This is a genomic window from Gilliamella sp. LMG 34361 (assembly GCF_984569075.1).
In genome coordinates this window covers 1447147-1468515 of sequence record NZ_OZ474903.1, presented here as the reverse complement: position 1 = coordinate 1468515, position 21369 = coordinate 1447147, and the positions used below count along the sequence as shown (strand labels likewise).

Sequence of the window (21369 nt, the reverse complement as noted above, 5' to 3'; positions counted from 1 at the left end):
CTTAATTATTCATCATCCAAATATTTACCTGCATCAGCGTAATTATCAAACCTTGAGAAGTGGCCTTGGAATTTTAAGCGTACTTTTCCTATTGGACCATTACGCTGTTTACCTAAAATGATTTCGGCAATACCTTTATGTTCCGACGCTTCGTTATAAACTTCATCACGATAGATAAACATAATCACGTCAGCATCTTGTTCAATAGATCCTGATTCACGTAAGTCTGAGTTAACCGGCCGTTTATCGGCACGTTGCTCTAAGCTACGGTTAAGCTGCGATAGGGCAACGACTGGAATTTGTAACTCTTTTGCTAAGGCTTTTAATGAACGTGAAATTTCCGCAATCTCAAGTGTTCGATTCTCTGATATATTTGGCACACGCATTAGCTGTAAGTAATCGACCATGATCATACTTAAACCTTTATGTTCACGGTAGATACGTCTTGCCCGTGAACGTAGCTCCATAGGTGTTAATCCAGATGAGTCATCGATATAGATATTTTTTTTCTCAAGCAGTAAGCCCATAGTGCTCGATATTCTAGCCCAATCATCATCTTGTAATTGACCAGTACGAATACGAGTTTGGTCAACGCGAGACAACGACGCTAACATACGCATCATAATCTGTTCAGATGGCATCTCTAGACTAAAAATAAGAACTGGTTTTTCTTGCATCATGGCGGCGTTTTCGCAGAGATTCATCGCAAAGGTGGTTTTACCCATTGATGGACGAGCCGCAATGATAATTAAATCTGAACGTTGTAAACCTGCTGTTTTCTTGTCTAGGTCAAGGAAGCCTGTCGATACGCCAGTCACCCCATCATGTGGGCGCTGGAATAGTTCTTCAATTTTTGCTACTGTAGCTTCAAGCACGTCGGTAATATTTTTAGGCCCTTCACCTTGCTTAGTTCGACTTTCGGCAATTTGGAAGATTTTACTTTCGGCTAAGTCTAAAATTTCAGTACTATCTCGGCCTTCGGTTGAGTAACAGTTGTCAGCTATTTCATTTGAAGCACTAATCAGTTCTCGCAATATCGCCTGTTGGCGAATAATGTCGGTATAGGCCACTACGTTAATTGCACTAGGGGTGTTTTTTGATAGCTCAGCTAAATAAGCAAATCCGCCCACATCAACTAGTAGGTCTTTACTTTCTAAGCTTTCGGAAAGTGTGATCAAATCAATCGGGGTACTACGACTGACAAGAGTATGCATTTCTGAAAAGATAAGTTGATGATGACGAGAATAAAAATCACGGTCAGTAATCATTTCGGCAACAACATCCCAACGCTGATTATCTAACATTAAACTGCCAAGTACAGCTTGCTCGGCCTCAATAGAGTGAGGCGGCAATTTGATATTTTGTACTTTTGACTTTTTTGCGTCTTGATTTTTCAGTTCTTTATTTGAATCATCAGTATTCATTGCATTCATCTTTTTATTTAAATTAATTTAATCGTTAGCTAATTGGCTTACTGTATAAATAATGGTCCTAGAGCACAACTAGGGATTTGATATTCTAATGGATAGTCCACCTGAACTAAATATAAACCTTCTGGTTTTGCCGTTGCGGCTGCTTGAGTACGATCTTTAGCTTTTAATAGCTCATCGATCCACTGCGGAGGTTGATTGCCAGCACCAACCTCTAGCAAACTCCCGACAATATTACGCACCATATGGTGAACAAAGGCATTGGCTTTAATATCGACAATAACATATTCGCCCTGTCTTGTAACGGCAATATGATGAATATTACGCCAAGGTGTCCGTGATTGACACTGCGCTGCTCTAAACGATGAAAAATCATTTTCACCTAATAAATATTGTGCCGCTTGATGCATGAGTATTTCATTCAATGGTAGATAATAGTGTGATACCCCTTTAGCTAAAATCGCCGGACGAAAACGATGGTTATAAATCACATATCGATAACGCCGAGCTGTTGCACTAAATCTAGCATGAAAACTGTCATCCACACTTTTCGACCAGCGTACAGCAATATTGTCAGGTAGATGCGAGTTCACTCCCATTGTCCACGCGCCTTGAGCGCGCTGAGCTGTGGTTTCGAAATGAATTACTTGCCCAGTAGCATGGACGCCGGCATCGGTTCTTCCGGCGCAAAAAACCGTTATGGTTTCATTGGCGATAACTGATAAAGCGGACTCTAATCTTTGTTGGATTGAGTCAACGAGCTGTTGTCGTTGCCAACCAAAATAGCCACTGCCATCATACTCGATACCTAACGCAATCTTAGAGGTAGTCATTAATCAGGATCTCAAGCGTCTCGATTAACATTAGTCCTCCTAAATAACGGATATTATCCGCCACTGACCAAAATTGAATTTGCTCATAGTTGCCATAGCTGTGTCGTAAATTAGCCAGCTTAATGGTTAAGTTATTTTCAGAGTTTACTTCAGTAACTGGGGTTGGTAAATCTTCACTTTTTACTTCTACCCCAAATTCACTAAAACGAGCCATGTCTAATTCAATAGGTAAGCTACTAGAAACATTCACCGCTTGAGCCAATCCATAAAATACCGGCACAATAACTGATTCAATAGAGATTGGTAAATCATAATTACTTAACACTTTACGAATTTGGTTAATTTGAGAATGTTCACCTAAACTTTGATGGTTAGACTCGTGGGAAATCGGTAATAAGTTGAAAGCAAGTTGATTGTCAAACAGTTCGTTATCAACTGGCATACCATTAAGTAACCGAGCACTTTGACCGGCAAGCTCATCAACCCCTGGTTTGCCATATAGTGATGAAGGAATAAAGCTGCTCACATGTAGATTAGTCAGTAACTGAATATCGGTTAATGACGCAACACAGCGCAAAAGTTGAGATACAGTTGGACTGGCGACTGCAATGATGTTTTCATTGCGATATTCAGTCAATACACTATTATTTACTCTAGGCACAATTAATGGAATATGATCTTGATCAGCAAAAAAGCCACTAGCATCGATAACTATACAACCTGCTTGTGCGGCTGTTTGAGCATATTTTTCGCTGATTTTACTGTCGGCAACAAAAAAGGCATAATGGCATTGACTCCAGTCCATTTGCTCACTATCAATCACAGTCAAATTTTTACCCGCAAAGCGCACAACTTCGCCAGCGCTATTGTCGCTACCGACTAAATAGAGATTTTCAATTTCAATAGTTTTTGAGTTATTTAATAACTCAATTAACGCAGAACCCACTTGTCCTGTCGCACCAACAATGGCGATATTCCATGTAGACATATGATAAACCCGAATTAAAAAATTTAGTGGCAATTATACCACTTTATTATTAAAGATTTTGGAAAAAAGATATTTTCTAAAATTTGGAATTTTGCTCGAAAAATTGAATTTTTGTTAATTACAACCTCAATAATCCTCGCTAAAGTAACTTTATTGATTTTTCAATTATATTTATGATTATGACAAAAACTTCATTATCAATCATTGCTAAAAAAGCGAAGGTGTCAATCGCTTCAGTATCTAGAGTATTAAGAACGCCAAACTTAACTTCACCACAAACTCAGTTTCTTGTTTATCAAGCTATCAAGGCTTTAAATGTTGATATGTCGAAAAATCTAAAAGACTATCAACCCGTTCATAAAAGCAATAAAATATTAATTATTGATAATCAGCTTATCTCTAAAAGCCTAATCAATTTTGGTATTGAGCAAGTTTTACATGAAGCTGGATTGGAATTATTTTATTGGCAATTTCCTTATCATGTTAACAACGATATTTATTATTTAATCCAATATATTAAGCAAAATTGTTTTATTGGCATTATTATTATCAATCAAGCGCCCTATTTAAGCCAGTTGTATAATTATAAAAAATCATTACCACCTATAGTATTTGTTAATCATTTTAAAAATAACTTTTCATGTGTTCATTTCGATCATCTGACAATCGGTTTTCAAACCACTCAATATCTGATTGATAAGGGGCATAATAAGATCGCCATTTTTATTAATAGCGATAAAAATACCAGCTCCTCACTTTTTTTACAGGGCTATCAACTAGCTTTGCAACGAATTAATATGCCCGTTGATGTTGATTATGTTATTCAAGGTTGCCTAACCTATGAACATGGACGAGATGCCGTTAAGACATTACTGCAAAGCAACAAACCACCAACAGCAATTATTTTTGAGGATTTGAGTAGCCTCTCTTGTTTTGATTCAAACAGCAATCATGCACAAAATTATTTATCAAACTATCGCTCACTTTTTGGTGCATTAAACCAAGCAAAAGAGAGCCAATCACAACAATTACATCCACTTTCGATTACTTATATAAGCCATTGTAATGAACTTCAATATAATGAGTTAGATCGGCTTAGTAGAGTCAATAAACCTTTATACCAAATGGGTTGTAAATCAGCACAGTTGTTATGTGATATTCTTAAACAAGATATAGCATCATTACCACAATGTCATATTATCGATACCGAAACTTTTTTTATTAACTAACCGCTTATTTTTATATTAGATAACCTATTAGTTAGGAGACTGAAATCAATCTTTTTGGCGATAATTTATTAAAAATTTGAGTACCTGCACCTATAAATTGTTGCTCTTTATAAATTCTCACTAAGGTTTCAACGGTCACATTGCTTTCGACAGTAACGGTTCTACCTAATAAGATATCTTTGCCTTGGCTTTCACTCAATACCACTTTTCCGTTCGCTTGTAATGGGCTATCAACAGGCATAAGTAATGGTTCTTTTTCGCCGATATTTTGTAACTCATCTAGGCTAATCATTTTATCGATGGGATAATTTGATACTTGCAAGCGCCTTAAATAGATCACATGTGCACCACAGCCAAGTAATTCACCTAAATCATCAATGATAGTACGGATATAGGTTCCCTTTGAGCAATGGACCTCTAAAGTTAATTCATGCTTAGCTAAATCGTATTGGATAAACTGATTTTCATAAACGGTAATCGGTCTTGCTTCGCGCTCTATAACAATGCCTTGGCGGGCATATTCATAAAGTGGTTTACCTTGATATTTTAAAGCTGAAAACATAGTTGGCACTTGTAAAATATCACCTCGAAAATGAGTTAAGACCTCATCGATTTGTGACTGAGTGATATTGACAGGTTTAGTGCAAATTACTTGACCATCAGCATCAGATGTATCAGTTCGTTGACCCAATTTAGCGATCACGCGATAACGTTTGTCAGAATCTAATAAGTACTGTGAAAACTTGGTTGCTTCACCAAAACAAATAGGCAACATTCCGGTTGCTAATGGATCGAGCGCACCAGTATGACCTGCTTTTTTGGCGTTAAACAATCTTTTCACTTTTTGTAAGGCATCATTTGATGTCATGCCTTGAGGTTTGTCTAATAACAAAACGCCGTGAACATCACGGCGAGTTTTTTTTATATTCATCATCAATATTTAATCTGAAACGGATCACACTTCTCAATATTTTTTACAAAAATTGAGTGCTTTTAATTATTAATCTTTATGACGTTCGTTGTCTTGTTTAATCACATCAGAGACTAAACTAGACATCTGCATACCTTTGACAAGCGATTCATCATAAAAGAATTTAATTTCAGGAATAATTCGCAAACGCATTGCTTTACCAATTAGTGTACGAATATACCCTTTTGCATCATTTAAGACATTCAATCCTTGCTCGATAACTTGCGGATCATCATCATTTAAAAATGTTACAAACACTTTTGCGTAAGAGAGATCACGAGAGATATCTACACCCGAAACGGTTACCATGCCTAAACGTGGATCTTTGATTTCGCGCTGTAAAATAATCGCAATCTCTTTTTGTAACTCATGCCCGACGCGAGATGATCGATTAAATGCTTTTGCCATATCTATTTTCCTTAAAATATGCTTAAGCAAGGCTTAAAAAACCTTGCTTATAACATGTTAACTTATTAATTAACGAATTAATTAAATAGTACGCTTGATTTCGACAGTTTCAAAAACTTCGATAGAGTCGCCAACGCGAACATCATTGTAGTTACGAACACCAATACCACACTCCATGCCGTTACGAACTTCGTTAACGTCATCTTTGAAGCGACGTAATGATTCAAGTTCACCTTCATAGATAACCACGTTATCACGTAATACACGAATTGGGTTATGACGTTTAACCACGCCTTCGGTTACCATACACCCAGCGATTGCACCAAATTTAGGTGATTTAAATACATCACGCACTTCAGCAAGACCAATAATTTCTTGCTTGTATTCTGGAGCAAGCATACCACTCATGGCCTGTTTTACTTCATCAATTAGGTCATAAATAACCGAATAGTAACGGAGATCTAAGTTTTCTGTTTCGACAACTTTACGCGCTGACGCATCGGCACGAACGTTAAAACCTAAAATGATTGCGTTAGATGCGGCTGCAAGTGAAGCATCGGTTTCAGTAATACCACCAACACCTGAACCAATGATTTTAACTTTAACTTCATCTGTTGATAGTTTAAGTAATGAATCACAAATCGCTTCAACCGAACCTTGTACGTCAGCTTTAAGAACGATATTAAGTTCAGATACGTCACCTTCCGTCATGTTAGTAAACATGTTTTCCAGTTTCGCTTTTTGTTGACGGGCAAGTTTAACATCACGGAATTTACCTTGACGATATAAAGCAACCTCACGGGCTTTCTTTTCATCGCGAACAACAGTGGCCTCATCACCTGCTGACGGTACGCCAGAAAGACCTAAAATCTCAACAGGAATTGAAGGACCAGCTTCGGTCACTTCTTTACCTAATTCGTTACGCATAGCACGAATACGGCCATATTCAAATCCACACAGTACGATATCACCTTTACGTAAGGTACCTGATTGAACCAGTACAGTCGCAATAGGACCACGACCTTTATCAAGGAAGGATTCGATAACTACTCCACTCGCCATACCTGATTCATAAGCAGTAAGTTCAAGGACTTCAGCTTGTAATAGAATTGCTTCAAGTAGTTGGTCAATCCCGGTACCCGCTTTAGCTGAAACATGAACAAACTGAGTATCACCACCCCAATCTTCTGACATTACGCCATATTGAGCAAGTTCACCTTTAACACGTTCTGGATCGGCTTCTGGTTTATCAATTTTGTTTACCGCAACAACAATTGGCACATTTGCGGCTTTCGCATGTTGAATCGCTTCGATAGTTTGTGGCATCACCCCATCATCAGCAGCAACCACTAATACCACGATATCGGTGGCTTTAGCACCACGAGCACGCATTGAGGTAAACGCGGCATGCCCCGGAGTATCTAAGAAAGTGATTTCACCGCTAGCAGTTTTAACGTGGTAAGCACCGATATGTTGAGTAATACCACCTGCTTCGCCTGACGCCACTTTTGCTTTACGAATATAGTCAAGTAATGAGGTTTTACCATGGTCAACGTGTCCCATGATAGTCACAACTGGCGCACGAGATACTTTTTCCGCACCGGTATCACGGTCGCTCATTAATGATTCTTCAAGTTCGTTTTCACGACGAAGTACCACTTTGTGTCCCATTTCTTCAGCAACAAGTTGCGCTGTTTCTTGATCGATAACCTGATTGATGGTTGCCATGGCCCCCATTTTCATCATGGTTTTAATTACTTCTGAACCTTTTACTGCCATTTTGTTAGCTAGTTCAGCAACCGTGATGGTTTCACCAATAACCACATCGCGATTGATAGCTTGAACTGGTTTAGTGAAGCTTTGTTGTAAAGAACTTTTGCCTTTCTTCTTGTGATTACCACGAGTAACGGCTCGTGCTTCCTCACGCTCTGCTTTACCTTCTGATAACTTACTTGATTTCTTCTGTTTAGTTTGTTTATTACCGCGTCCACGACCACGACCGCCTTCCACTTCACGATCGGTATCATCTTCAGCAGCACGCGCGTATTTAGAAGTAGTGACGTGATAATCGTCATCGTCACTGTTATCTGTCTCTTCGCTGTCACTATATTGCTCTGCAAGTTTACGCGCTTCTTCCGCCATACGTTTAGCTTCTTCTTCAAGTTTACGACGGTTTTCTTCTTCCGCTTTACGCTTGATTTCGTTAGCTTCAGCTTCTAAGCGTGCTTTTTCTTCTTGTGCTTTTTTCACTTTTGGATCAACAGTTTGCTCTTGAGCAACTTTAGCCTTTTGTTCTTGATTGCGTTTTTCAGCTTCGGCTTCTTCGCGTTTCTTTTGCTCTAGGGCCTCTTGTTTAGCTTTTTCTTCGGCCTCTTTACGTGCTTTTAATTCAGCTTCTTCTCTCGCTTTTTGTTCCGCTTCAAGACGCGCTTTTTCTAATTCAGCTGGATCTTGCTTAACGATAGTACGTTTTTTACGAACTTCAACTTTAATTTCTTTACTTTTACCACCACCGCTAGACACATTTAGTGTTGAATGTGTTTTACGTTGCAAAGTTAATTTTGTTGGACCTTGCTGAGGTTTTAAATGCGCAAGCAAAGCTTCTTTTTCCTTTTGTGTCACAGTGTCAGATGCGTTTTTTTTCATACCCGCATCAGCAAACTGTTGCAAAAGTGTTTGCACTGGTGTCTTTATTTCTTGAGCCAGTGTTTCGATTGATACTTTGGTCATGTATTACTTTCCCTCAATTTATTCATTTGCAAACCAACAAATATTACGGGCAGCCATAATAAAATCGCCAGCTTGTGTGCTTGTTAAACCTTCAATATCTGCAAGATCATCTGTACCTTGTTCAGCTAAATCTTCTAAAGTGACGATATCTTGTTGTGCTAATTGATAGGCTAATTCTTGTGTCATACCTGGTAGATCTAACAGATCTTGTGCAGGTCGTTTATCACCGCTATGAGCAAGAGCAATAGTTGTTAATGCATCTTTTGCTCGATTTCTTAATGCATTTACCAGTTCTTCATCAAGCTCTTCAACTTCAAGTAACTCATCAACGGGTACATACGCAAGCTCTTCTAATGAAGTAAAGCCTTCTTCAACTAAAAGCTGGGCAAGATCTTCTTCAATGTCTAAATGTTTCATTAGGTTATTGATTGCTGCAAAAGATTCTGCTTGATGTTTTTCTTGTAAATCTTCAGTACTCATTACGTTTAACGTCCAACCAGTAAGTTGCGATGCTAAGCGGATATTTTGGCCATTACGACCGATAGCTTGCGGTAGGGTTTCTGCATTAACAGCAACATCCATTGTGTGTTTATCTTCATCAACCACAATAGATACTACATCAGCTGGTGCCATGGCATTAATAACATATTGCGCCGGGTTATCGTCCCATAAAACAATATCAATACGTTCACCGCCAAACTCATTGGAAACCGCTTGAACGCGAGCGCCACGCATACCAACACACGCGCCAACTGGGTCGATACGGCGATCGTTACTGCTAACGGCAATTTTAGCACGAGAACCCGGATCACGAGCAACACCCTTGATATCGATCATCTCTTCACCGATTTCTGGCACTTCAATGCGAAATAGTTCTTCCATCATTTCAGGATTTGAACGGCTAACACAGAGTTGTGCTGGTTTATTATCTTGTTCAACAAGATATAAAATGCCACGTACACGGTCACCAATACGGAAGTTTTCTCGTGGTAACATATCATGGCGAGACATCATCGCATCAGCATTATTACCTAAATCAAGAATAACACTATCACGATTGGTCTTTTTAATAATACCCGTTACGATATCACCAATTCGGTTTCTAAACATGTCAATCACCATAGCACGCTCAGCTTCGCGTACTTTTTGGACGATAACTTGTTTAGCGGTTTGCGTTGTGATGCGATCAAAAGCGACTGACTCAATTTGTTCTTCAACATAGTCACCAACTTTTACATCTGGATCTTCAAACTGTGCTGCTTCCAGTGTGATTTCTTTAGTAGGTTGAGTCACTTCATTAACCACTAACCAACGACGAAACGTATCATAATCACCTGTTTTGTGGTCAATTTTTACGACAACATCAATATCAACAGTATGTTTCTTTTTAGTGGCCGTTGCTAACGCAGTTTCTAGTGCTTCGAAAATTTTGTCACGTGTCAGTGCTTTTTCATTAGATACTGCTTCAACAACAGCTAAAATTTCTTTATTCATCCTTTTACACCCGTACTCTATTTAAGGTTAAAATTAGGTACAATGTTTGCCTTTTGGATATTGCTAAGGGCAAACACTTCATCACTACCATCGACGATTAAAGTAATCATTTCATTATCGATGGCTTTAATCTGTCCTTTCCACTTGCGACGATTGGCAAGAGGAATACGCAAACTGATTGTGACTTCTTCACCAACAAAACGTTGATAATGTTCAAGCGTAAACAACGGCCGATCCATACCCGGTGACGAAACCTCAAGATTGTAAGCATCTTTAATAGGGTCTTCTACATCAAGTACCGCACTAATTTGTCGACTAACATCAGCACAATCATCAACGGTAATACCATTTTCACTATCAATATATACGCGCAAAACTGGGTAACGACCTCGAATGTATTCAATCCCAACTAGCTCAAAACCAAGTGCATTAACAGGCTCTTGGATGATATTGGTTAATTGCTGTTCTAAATTAGCCAAACAAACCTCCACTGCAGAAAATAAAAAAGGGCATAAAGCCCAACATTTCTTTTAAACTCACGTTTAAATAATAATGTATAAAAAAACCCCGACAAGCGAGGCTACATTTAAAACATAATATAATGAAGCCACTTGATTTGAACTTTCAGACAATAAAAATGGGATAGATTAATATGAATGAAAATTTAAGTGGTTGCGGGGGCTGGATTTGAACCAACGACCTTCGGGTTATGAGCCCGACGAGCTACCAAGCTGCTCCACCCCGCGATAGATGGCTGAAGATTATACTATGTTTTGTAAAATATGCAACTCAAAATCCTACTAGATTTATCAAAATCGTTTAAAGTCATTGAAAACTAAGCAGCTATAATTGTGTGTCGCAACTAATTACAATTAATCTCAAGTTATGATTAATATAAGTACAATTATTGTTTTTTCAAGTAATAAATTCCGCTGAATAATCAGCGGATAGTTTTACTGTTATTATTTTTGCGTTGCAGCTTTCATCGTTTTAACGAAACTCGCTAGTTCGCTCAACATTTTGGTTGGATTATTAAGGTTATTTTCAATAATTTTGACCGTTGCTGAACCGGCAATTGCGCCAGCGGCACCCGATTTAATCGCTTCACTGACCTGAGCCGGTTCTGAAATACCAAATCCTTGAATTGCTGGTGGAGCCTTAAATTCAGTTAATTTTTCGAGTAAATGTGTGAGCGGTTTATTAGCTCGATTTTCTATACCAGTTACCCCCGCTCGCGATACTAAGTAAGTATAACCCTCACCATGTTTAGCAATATTTTTGATCACATCATCGTCAGCATTAGGTGGGCAGATGAATATTGGCGCAATACCATGTTGTTCGGCAGCACCGGTAAATTCTTCCGCATACTCAACAGGTAAATCGGCAATTAACACTGAATCCACTCCAGCTTTGGCGCATTTATCATAAAAGTTATCAATACCATTTTTAAATACTAAATTGGCATAGATTAATAATCCAATAGGAATATCTGGATTACTAGTTCGAATGTTAGTTAAGATTTCGAAGCATTTCTCAACGGTTATACCACCATTAAAAGCACGAATATTAGCATTTTGAATTGTTGGACCATCCGCCATTGGGTCAGAAAAAGGAATGCCTAATTCTAACGCATCAGCCCCAGCGTCGATCATCGTTTGAATAATTTGGTATGAAAGCTGAGGATTAGGATCGCCAACTGGAACAAAAGGAACAAATGCACCACGTTTTTCGACTGTTAAACGGTCAAACAGTTTTTGATAACGACTCATTCTATTTCTCCTTTTGCTTTTAATACATCATAAACCGTAAAGATATCTTTATCACCACGACCAGATAGATTGACAATTAATAGTTGTTCTTTGTTTGGATTTTCTTTAATCATTTTCAGTGCATATGCTAATGCATGTGATGATTCTAAAGCTGGGATGATCCCTTCATGACGTGATAAAGCTTGAAATGCTTCAAGGGCTTCGTCATCAGTTACTGAGACATATTCTGCTCGACCAATACTATCTAAATAAGCATGTTGTGGGCCAACTGCTGGAAAGTCAAGGCCAGCTGAAATCGAATAAGATTCTTCAATTTGCCCCTCATCGGTTTGCATCATTGGTGTTTTCATACCAAAGTAAATGCCTAGTTTACCATGTTTAAGTGATGCACCATGTTCACCACTTTCAATGCCATGCCCACCTGGCTCAACACCAATTAATCTGACTGATTTATCCTCTATAAAATTAGCAAACATACCAATTGCGTTTGAACCACCGCCAACACAGGCGATGACGGCATCAGGTAATCGTCCTTCTTTTTCCATGATTTGTTGTTTTGCTTCACGGCTAATCATTTGTTGGAATTCACGCACTATAGTCGGAAATGGGTGCGGACCAGCAGCTGTTCCTAACATATAATGCGCGGTTTCATAACTACCAGACCAATCGCGCAATGCTTCGTTACAAGCATCTTTTAACGTTGCTGACCCCGTTTCAACTGGGATAACAGTAGCACCCATAAGTCGCATTCTAAATACATTTGGTGCTTGGCGTTGAACATCTTTTGCTCCCATATAGATGCGGCATTTTAAACCTAATAATGCACAAGCTAACGCCGAAGCAACACCGTGCTGACCGGCACCGGTTTCGGCAATAATTTCGGTTTTACCCATTCTTTTAGCCAGTAGCGCTTGGCCTAATACTTGGTTTGTTTTATGCGCACCGCCGTGAACTAAATCTTCTCGTTTTAAATAAAGTTTGGTTTTGGTACCAGCAGTGAGATTTTTACATAGGGTTAAGGCTGTTGGACGACCTGCGTAGTTAACCAAAAGATCATTAAACTCTTTTTGGAAACTCGGGTCGTGTATCGCCGATATAAAAGCATCCTCAAGTTGTTCAAGCACTGGCATTAAAATTTGCGGTACATATTGACCGCCAAATTTGCCAAAATAAGGATTTAATTTAGACATAACCATTCCTTCAATATAATTAGTTAAATTTGTTCAAATACTGCTGTAATTTTTTGTTTATCTTTAATTCCGGGTGAAACTTCAACGCCCGAGTTAATGTCAACACCTATGACATCGATAGCGAGTGCTTCACTAACATTTTGCGGATTGATACCACCAGCTAAAATGACGTTACTTAAATCTTTGCCACGTAATAGCGACCAATTAAAACTTTTACCTGTTCCACCGGCGCCATTATCAAATATATAACGAGAGACTAATGGATTATCATGGTTCGGAATACTATCGCCGATACTTAATGCTTTCCAGATTTGACAGGCTGCTGGCAATTGTTGGCGAAGTGTTTGAATATAATTATCATCCTCATGACCATGCAACTGCACCGCATAAAGTGAGAGTTGTTTAGCTATATCACAAACATCCTCAATATCACTATTTTTAAATACACCGACCCAATTGAGCGGAGCTGCTGCGATAACACTACGTGCCTTAGTTGCTGTGATATATCTTGGTGAATTTGCCACAAAAATTAATCCACCATAAACCGCTCCCGCTTGATAAACGGTGATAGCATCCTGTGCTCTGGTTAAACCACAGACTTTATTTTCTCCTAGCATCACCTTACGAATAGCTAGATTTAGATTTGACTCAGACATTAACGCGCTACCAATCAAAAAACCGTTAGCATAATGGCTAAGATCTTTAACTTGATTATGAGTGTAAATACCCGATTCACTGATAATAATTCGATCAGCAGGGATAGATTTAGATAATGTTTTTACTCGATTTAAATCTACTGACAGGTCACGAAGATTACGATTATTAATACCAATAACTTTGGCGCCAAGATGAATGGCTCGCTCAACTTCTTGTTCCGTACTGGCTTCAGTCAAAACCCCCATATTAAGTTGATGAGCAATTTGGCTAAGATGGCGATACTCATTATCATTTACCACCGATAACATTAATAAGATAGCATCTGCCTGATAATATCGCGCTAAGTAAATTTGATATTCATCGATAATAAAATCTTTGCAAAGTACCGGTTGAGTAACTTCATTACGCACCATTGGTAAAAATTCAAACCGACCTTGAAAATATTTTTCATCGGTTAAAACTGAAATTGCCGAGGCATAATCTTTATAAACTTTAGCAATCGTTGCCGGATCAAAATCTTCACGAATTAAACCTTTTGATGGCGATGCTTTTTTACACTCTAAGATAAATACCGTCTTCGGTTGTGTTAACGCTTGGTAAAAATCACGATCACTCGGTACAACTTTGCTTTTAAAGTTAGCCAGTGGATTTTTAGCTTGCTGTTCAGCCAGCCATAGTTGTTTATCTGCAATAATCTTTTTTAACACTGTTGCCATTTCAACATTTTCGGTTAATGCTGCAATTGCCATTTTATTCTCCACTTATTATCTTGCTGCTAACTTCTGTAATAGCTCATAGGCTTTGCCACTATGCATCAATTCAATTGCGCGTTGGGCATTTAGTTTTAAATCTGACTCACCAAATAGACTGATCAACATCGCCACATTTGCGGCAATCGCTGCTTCATGGGCGGGTTTACCCTGTCCTTGTAAAATCGCTAGCAATAAATCGCGATTCATTTCCGGCGTACCACCTTCAATATCTTTTAAGGTGTATTGTTGTAAACCAAAATCTTGTGGTGTCAGGGTGAAATAACGAATTTCGCCATTTTTCACTTCAGCAACTTGGGTTTCGCCATGAATCGCGACTTCATCCATGCCTGCACCATGTACCACATAAGCATGGGTATAGTTCAACATTTTTAATGTTTCTGCAATCGGTTTTATCAAATCAGGGTGATAAACACCGAGTAAAATACGTTTTGGTCGAGATGGATTAATCAATGGCCCAAGAACATTAAAAATTGTTCGTGTTTTTAATTGTTGACGAACTGGTGCAGCATGACGGAAGCCTGAATGATACTGCTGAGCGAACAAGAAGCACACCCCTAATTCATCAAGCGCTTTTCTCGATGCTTCCGCTGACATATTTAGTTTAATACCTAACGCGGATAACACATCTGATGATCCTGATTTGCTTGATACACCACGATTACCATGTTTAGCCACTTTATATCCTAAGGCCGCAGTAACAAAGGCACTGGCTGTTGAGATATTGATACTGTTAGTACCATCACCACCGGTACCGACAATGTCGGTAAAATCATAATCAGGCACTTCAAAAGCATCGGCATTTTCAAGTAAGGCTTGCGCCGCACCAGCAATTTCATCAGGTTTTTCACCACGAACTTTCATACTAATAATTGCAGTTGCCAGAACTGTTGGTTCAATTTTACCTTGAATTATGAGATTAAACAGTATTTTACTCTCTTCTTGGGATAATACTTGTCCTAGATACAATTTATTTAAAATCGGTTGGATATTATATTCTTGCTTATCAACAATTGCCTCTTGTTTTGCTTGCGGTTGTTTTTGAACTGGATTAAGTGCCCATTCAATGGTTTGCTCTAATAATTTTACCCCTTGAATGGTTAAAATCGATTCAGGATGAAATTGAAAACCACAAACCCGATCTTCATCATTACGTACCGCCATAACGATATTATTACACATAGCATTAACGGTAAGTGTGTTTGGTATATTTTCAGCTTTTAATGAATGATAGCGTGCTACCGGTAATGGATTTGGTAAACCTTTAAACATCGCTTGACAATCATGTTCAATTAATGAGGCTTTACCATGCAAGATATCACCAGCCGGCACAATCATACCGCCATAAGATTCGACAATCGCTTGATGTCCAAGACAGATACCAATGATCGGTAATTTTCCTTTTAAACGTTTGAGTAGTTCCGGCATTGAACCTGCTTCACTTGGTGCTCCCGGTCCTGGGGATAACATTAAAATAGGATTTTGCATTTGTGATAATTTTTCAATGATCACATCGGCTGGAATAGTGTTGCGATAAATTGTCACATTATGTTGATTATGCCGTAACTGATCAACCAAGTTATAAGTAAACGAATCAACATTATCAATAAATAAGATATTAGCCATTAGAATACACCTTCTACATTATGTGCTGCCATAATCGCGCGAACAACAGCACGTGCTTTGTTACGTGATTCGTCCGATTCTGCTTGAGGTTCTGAATCTAAAACCACCCCACATCCAGCTTGTACGGTTGCTATACCATCTTCCACATAGGCACTGCGGATGACAATACAGGTATCAAGATCACCATTAGCAGTAAAATACCCAACAGCCCCACCATAACTACCTCGTTTTATCTTTTCCGATTCAGCAATTAACTGCATTGCTCTAACTTTTGGCGCACCAGTTAATGTCCCCATATTCATGGTAGCTTGATAAGCATGCAAGGCATCAAGATCCTGCCTTAGCTGACCAACAATTCGCGAAACCAAATGCATAACATAGGAATAACGATCCACTTTTAATAACTCTTTAGTGTATCGGCTTCCCGGCTGACAAATTCGAGCTAAATCATTGCGGGCTAAATCAACCAGCATTAAATGTTCTGCTAGTTCTTTTTTATCGGTACGCATTTCTAGCTCTAATCTACTATCTAAATCATAATCAATTTCGCCATTGGCACTTAAACCACGAGGACGAGTACCTGCAATCGGATAAATTTCCACTTGATTATTGGCTTTGTTATATTTAAGTGCACTTTCGGGGGAAGCACCAAACAGAACAAAATCTACATCTTGCATATAAAACATATAAGGGCTTGGATTGTTATTTTTTAATACTTGATAAGCGGATAATGGCGCTGGACAAGGTAATGAAAAACGTCTTGATGGAACAGCTTGAAAGATCTCACCTTGTTGAATCGCATCTTGCATTTTCTTAACCATGGTATTGAAATCATCATCACTCTTGTTACAAGAGACATTTATATTAGCCAATGATTGCGTTTTAATTGGGTTCAATGGTTGATTGAGCTTATTTTGTAATTCAGCCAATCTCCGATTTAAACGATTAACTTCATCAGGACAAGAAGTAAACGCGGTTGCTTTTAATAATGAGACGCGATCTTTGTGATTAATTTCCAATAACGTTTCGGCCAGATAAAATCGAAAATCTTGACAACGTTGTTCGGTTGGTAAAATCGGTAAATGCTCAAAACCCGTCACCAAATCATAGGCAAATAATCCACCAACAAAAACAGCATCAGTACTGGCATCTTGAGGAATATTGACGATATTTAATAAGGTTCTTAAGGCATCAAATATCGATAGGGACTTTAAGCGAGAATCTTCATCTTGCAAACTGTCAATCGGTGGAAAAACTAATTTGAGATTATTTTCATCTAATTGGATTTTGCTAACGTTATCGGGAAAAGCTTGTTGCAATAAAGGGAGTAATTTTTGACCGTTACTTGTTAACGCTTGAAAAATCACTTCGTTATTCAGTGCCGAAATCGTCAAAGCACTATCAACGATCATCACGCTTTTTATGCCCTGTTTATTATCAATTTCGGCCGATTCAAGCAACAATGTTGCCGTTTTGTTATCACAAAGTTGATAAAATACCTGAGTCGGATCCTGATAATAACCAATGGTTTTGATTATCTGTGTTAATGTAGGCTTATTCATTGTTGACTCTCTTTTTATAAATTATTTTTTATCTTTTTTAAACTAAAAAACCCGCTCTGAGCGGGTATTATGAACATAAGACATCATCACATCACCCGCAAAAAGTGACGTGCCACCAACCCAAAACGGTAGTTTGTTGACAATAAGTTAATAAAGGTTGCTGATTTATCATTATTATATCTGCTTAAAAAACATGTTGTACTATTAAACTAGTTCATTAGTGTGTTGTCAAGTGAATATTTTATGTTCGATAAATAAAATCTAGCTGTATTTTTACCTAATTTATATAATTCAAACGATTCCATTAGGATCTTATTTTTTATGCACTTAAACAGAGGAATAACAAAAAGTTATTTTAATTTCATATAGTTAAAAAAATTATAGTTTGTCAAATAACCTAATACCGACTAAAATAGCCCACACCTTAAAACTGTTAATAAAAATTAGAGATTTTGATTTATGCCAATATTTTATATTTTAATCATTGTAATTGTTTTACTGGCTGTTGTAACTGTTTTTAAAGCTATCACCATTGTTCCGCAAGGATACCAATATACCATCGAGCGTTTTGGTAAATACACTCATACGCTTGAGCCTGGTTTGAACATTATTATTCCTTTTATGGATGGTGTTGGTCGTAAAATTAATATGATGGAACAAGTTCTTGATATCCCATCTCAAGAAGTTATTTCTAAAGATAACGCAAATGTACAAATTGATGCGGTTTGCTTTATTCAAGTACAAGAAGCAGCAAGAGCGGCTTACCAAGTTAATCAACTTGAACGAGCCGTAATTAATCTTATGATGACAAACATCCGTACAGTACTTGGTAGTATGGAGCTTGATGAGATGCTATCACAACGTGATCATATCAACTCTAAACTGCTTAGCATTGTTGATGATGCGACTAGTCCTTGGGGAATTAAAATTACCCGTATCGAAATTCGTGACGTTCGTCCGCCAGCAGAACTGATCGCAGCCATGAATGCGCAGATGAAAGCTGAACGTAATAAACGTGCTGAAATTCTTGAAGCGGAAGGTATTCGTCAAGCCGCTATTTTACGTTCTGAAGGTGAAAAACAGTCAGAAATATTAAAAGCAGAAGGTGAAAAACAAGCAGCATTTTTACAAGCAGAAGCGCGTGAACGTGCTGCCGAAGCGGAAGCTAAAGCAACACAAATGGTTTCGGACGCTATTGCAGCTGGTAATATTAATGCGATCAACTACTTTGTTGCTCAAAAATATACTGAAGCGTTACAACAAATCGGTGCTTCAGATAACAGTAAAGTCGTGATGATGCCTCTTGATGCTTCTAGCCTAATGGGTAGCATTGGTGGTATTACTGAATTAATTAAAAATTCTAAGTAAACTGTTTAAATGAATCAAATCTTCCTACCTAAATTAGTTAGAAAGATAAAATATTTTAATAAATAATAGGTAACAACCAATGACTGATTTTTTAACGGTTATTTATGACAATCCTCACTGGGTTTTTATTGCTTTAGGCGGCATTTTGCTGATTATTGAGCTATTAGGAACCGGTGGATATGGGCTTTGGAGTGGAATTGCAGCGATTATTGTTGGTTTAATTGCTTGGGTTGTACCTTTATCTTGGCCTATTTTATGGATTTTGTTTGCTATTTTTACTTTAATATCTGCTTACCTTTGGTGGGTATGGTTAAAAAAACATGGTAAAGACAAAACAGGTAAAGGTGAAATAAATCAACCTCAACAAGAATTAATCGGTATTAAAACCATCGTTACCGATGCTATTGTTAATGGTTCTGGTCGCATAAAAATCAAAGATGGCACATGGTCAGCAAAATGTAACCAAGATTTAGAAGCTGGGCAACATGTTGAAGTCATTGCTGTTGAGGGCCTAGTTCTCAAAGTAAAAGCACTCAACAAATAATTCAATAGATAAATTAAATACGAGTCATTGACTCGTATTTTTTTGTTCATCATAAAATAGTTATATAAATATCATTCAATAAAACGATAGTAAAATTAAGCCATATAACTCCTTACTATGGATTAGAGCGGATACCGATCACTTTCCAATTATGATTTGACTCATCGGTAATTTTACCTTTCTTCACGTCAGTAATGTATTTAATGGTCATGTTACGAATTGTACCTTCTTCATCACCTAATACAGTCCGAGAATTCCAAATTGGCTCTACTCTTCGTCCTTCTAATGGACCTCCTTTTTTTACCAGCATTTCATAACGATAAGCATTCATACCAAGTTTAATTTTCATATCATCAGTAATTGCTTTACCATTTAATAATGTTAAGTTTTTGATACGGTGCTCAACTGGTTCGCTAAGGTCAATAACATATTTGACACCTCCAAACATATCATAAGTCATATATTTAGATGCACCGCGCACAGAGTCATATTGATAAGTTTTGTCAGTCGATTTAACTTGAGCAAAATAAGCAGCAGACCACTCCATATAATCTTTGAGATCCTTTCCTGTTACCTCAAAAATTGAAGTCTCACCTGCGGTATATTGATAGTTGTTGGCAATATCTTTGCGAGCTATTGCCCCTTTATTTAAGATGGCTTTTTTATTATCAACTAAAACTGAAGTCACATCGGCACCACTATAATAAAGCTGCACCGTATTGAGTAAATTTGTTAAACCACTTTCTTCCAAATAAACCGCCGGTATACCATTAATTATCTGTTGTGGAACAAGATCGCTATCAGTTTCACCAATAACTTGATTAGCAATTTCCCTAAGTTGCTGATGATAAGGAGAATAGATTTTTACGATTTCAGGATCAGCTCGATAATCTTTTACTGGTAGCGTTTGAGACTTTTTAAATTTTAATCTCCTTTTATCACCTTCAACATCAAATTTAAGATCGACTACAGATACAACCGTACCATAGCGATGCGGTTCAGTAATAACAACGTTATTAATTACTTTTTCACTAATATTTTGATGATTATGCCCTGCGATAATTGCGTCTAGTTCAGGTAATTGATTTGCAACATCAGCAACGCCGGTACCCGCTTTATTATTTTCATTATCTAGCCCCATGTGGGTAACTAATATGATAGCATCAACAGATTGCTGTTTAAGATTTGCGATCTGTTTTCTAATTTCAGGTATTGGCTGCGTAAATTCCATTTGATTTACATAGCCGGTCTTACTCTCATATTCAGGAACAAATGGCGTAGTCGCACCAATAAAGCCTATTTTTACGCCCTCCTTTTCAATAATCGTTGTGGCTGGTAGATAAGGCTTACCTGATTTTTTATAAAATATATTAGCCGCCAAGGATTTTCCTTTGAATTCGGACGTAATTTTATCCACAATTGACATACCAAAATTAAATTCATGATTACCTAAAACCATAATGTCGTAATTCATAACATTTAGTGCTGCAATGGCAGGATGATTTGTCTCATTATGGAATCTTTCAATTTGATTATCTTGAATAATATCGCCTGCATCAACCATAATTACGTTGGTATGTTGTGATCGATACTCCTTTAAGAATGAAGATATTTGAGCATAAGATCCTGACAAATCTTCCTTATCAGTCCCATAATTCCAAGGTAACATTCGACCATGCACATCAGATGTTGCCAAGATCGAGACCTCAACTTCTTTAGCCTGCGTTTGAAATACACTAGCTAACATGAACAAACCACTAAATAAAATTCCTTTTCTGATTATCAACATCTCTATCCCCTA

General features: G+C 37.8%; 17 protein-coding genes and 1 tRNA gene. 3 read left to right on the top strand and 15 right to left on the bottom strand.

What is annotated here, in order from left to right:
* Nucleotides 1-5: 5 nt before the first annotated feature.
* From dnaB to AC5LXI_RS07015, 3 genes are read right to left on the bottom strand one after another with little or no spacing between them, the layout of a single operon-like run.
* Nucleotides 6-1424 carry a replicative DNA helicase gene (dnaB, locus tag AC5LXI_RS07025; RefSeq protein ID WP_493444145.1) on the bottom strand — a complete coding sequence of 473 codons (1419 nt, stop codon included), beginning with the start codon at nt 1422-1424 and terminating at the stop codon, nt 6-8.
* Nucleotides 1425-1471: 47 nt separating this feature from the next.
* Nucleotides 1472-2263, bottom strand: a complete 792-nt coding sequence (gene truA / locus AC5LXI_RS07020) for a tRNA pseudouridine(38-40) synthase TruA (protein WP_493444144.1) — start codon at nt 2261-2263, stop codon at nt 1472-1474.
* A complete protein-coding gene (locus AC5LXI_RS07015; RefSeq protein WP_493444143.1) occupies nt 2250-3251 on the bottom strand; it encodes an aspartate-semialdehyde dehydrogenase in 1002 nt (333 codons plus the stop codon). Before AC5LXI_RS07015 ends, truA begins: the two co-directional genes overlap by 14 nt.
* A 179-nt stretch (nt 3252-3430) precedes the next feature.
* On the opposite strand from AC5LXI_RS07015, the gene AC5LXI_RS07010 reads away from it, so the two are divergent.
* Nucleotides 3431-4480, top strand: a complete 1050-nt coding sequence (locus AC5LXI_RS07010; protein ID WP_493444142.1) for a LacI family DNA-binding transcriptional regulator — start codon at nt 3431-3433, stop codon at nt 4478-4480.
* A 31-nt stretch (nt 4481-4511) separates the two neighbouring features.
* Here the strand turns inward: AC5LXI_RS07010 and truB are convergent, their stop codons facing one another.
* From truB to AC5LXI_RS06955, 11 genes are all read right to left on the bottom strand, one after another.
* Nucleotides 4512-5414 (bottom strand): tRNA pseudouridine(55) synthase TruB, encoded by a 903-nt coding sequence (gene truB / locus AC5LXI_RS07005; RefSeq protein ID WP_493444141.1) that lies wholly within the window; start codon nt 5412-5414, stop codon nt 4512-4514.
* Nucleotides 5415-5480: 66 nt separating this feature from the next.
* Nucleotides 5481-5858: a 30S ribosome-binding factor RbfA gene (rbfA, locus tag AC5LXI_RS07000; RefSeq protein ID WP_034882735.1), complete on the bottom strand. Its 378-nt coding sequence runs from the start codon at nt 5856-5858 to the stop codon at nt 5481-5483.
* Nucleotides 5859-5939: 81 nt separating this feature from the next.
* The gene (gene infB / locus AC5LXI_RS06995) at nt 5940-8588 is read right to left on the bottom strand and encodes a translation initiation factor IF-2 (protein WP_493444140.1); all 2649 of its coding nucleotides are present in this window, start codon (nt 8586-8588) and stop codon (nt 5940-5942) included.
* An 18-nt stretch (nt 8589-8606) separates the two neighbouring features.
* A complete protein-coding gene (gene nusA, locus AC5LXI_RS06990; RefSeq protein WP_493444139.1) occupies nt 8607-10082 on the bottom strand; it encodes a transcription termination factor NusA in 1476 nt (491 codons plus the stop codon).
* A gap of 17 nt (nt 10083-10099) precedes the next feature.
* Nucleotides 10100-10561, bottom strand: coding sequence for a ribosome maturation factor RimP (gene rimP / locus AC5LXI_RS06985; protein WP_493444138.1), 462 nt, complete (start codon nt 10559-10561; stop codon nt 10100-10102).
* A gap of 190 nt (nt 10562-10751) precedes the next feature.
* Nucleotides 10752-10828, bottom strand: a tRNA-Met gene (locus AC5LXI_RS06980).
* A 216-nt stretch (nt 10829-11044) separates the two neighbouring features.
* Nucleotides 11045-11851 (bottom strand): tryptophan synthase subunit alpha, encoded by an 807-nt coding sequence (gene trpA / locus AC5LXI_RS06975; protein ID WP_493444137.1) that lies wholly within the window; start codon nt 11849-11851, stop codon nt 11045-11047.
* The gene (gene trpB, locus AC5LXI_RS06970) at nt 11848-13041 is read right to left on the bottom strand and encodes a tryptophan synthase subunit beta (protein ID WP_493444136.1); all 1194 of its coding nucleotides are present in this window, start codon (nt 13039-13041) and stop codon (nt 11848-11850) included. Before trpB ends, trpA begins: the two co-directional genes overlap by 4 nt.
* 23 nt (nt 13042-13064) lie before the next feature.
* Entirely contained in the window at nt 13065-14447 is a 1383-nt protein-coding gene (gene trpCF, locus AC5LXI_RS06965; protein ID WP_493444135.1) for a bifunctional indole-3-glycerol-phosphate synthase TrpC/phosphoribosylanthranilate isomerase TrpF, read from the bottom strand.
* 15 nt (nt 14448-14462) lie between these two features.
* Entirely contained in the window at nt 14463-16094 is a 1632-nt protein-coding gene (gene trpD, locus AC5LXI_RS06960; protein ID WP_493444134.1) for a bifunctional anthranilate synthase glutamate amidotransferase component TrpG/anthranilate phosphoribosyltransferase TrpD, read from the bottom strand.
* The gene (locus AC5LXI_RS06955) at nt 16094-17656 is read right to left on the bottom strand and encodes an anthranilate synthase component 1 (protein ID WP_493444133.1); all 1563 of its coding nucleotides are present in this window, start codon (nt 17654-17656) and stop codon (nt 16094-16096) included. Before AC5LXI_RS06955 ends, trpD begins: the two co-directional genes overlap by 1 nt.
* A gap of 459 nt (nt 17657-18115) precedes the next feature.
* Between AC5LXI_RS06955 and AC5LXI_RS06950 the strand changes: the two genes are divergently transcribed.
* On the top strand, nt 18116-19024 hold the full coding sequence (locus tag AC5LXI_RS06950) for an SPFH domain-containing protein (RefSeq protein ID WP_493444132.1): 909 nt from the start codon (nt 18116-18118) through the stop codon (nt 19022-19024).
* A 79-nt stretch (nt 19025-19103) separates the two neighbouring features.
* On the top strand, nt 19104-19568 hold the full coding sequence (locus AC5LXI_RS06945; protein WP_493444131.1) for an NfeD family protein: 465 nt from the start codon (nt 19104-19106) through the stop codon (nt 19566-19568).
* Between the two features lie 115 nt (nt 19569-19683).
* Here AC5LXI_RS06945 and AC5LXI_RS06940 read toward each other — a convergent pair whose 3' ends face one another.
* The gene (locus AC5LXI_RS06940; RefSeq protein ID WP_493444130.1) at nt 19684-21357 is read right to left on the bottom strand and encodes a bifunctional metallophosphatase/5'-nucleotidase; all 1674 of its coding nucleotides are present in this window, start codon (nt 21355-21357) and stop codon (nt 19684-19686) included.
* Nucleotides 21358-21369 lie beyond the last annotated feature (12 nt).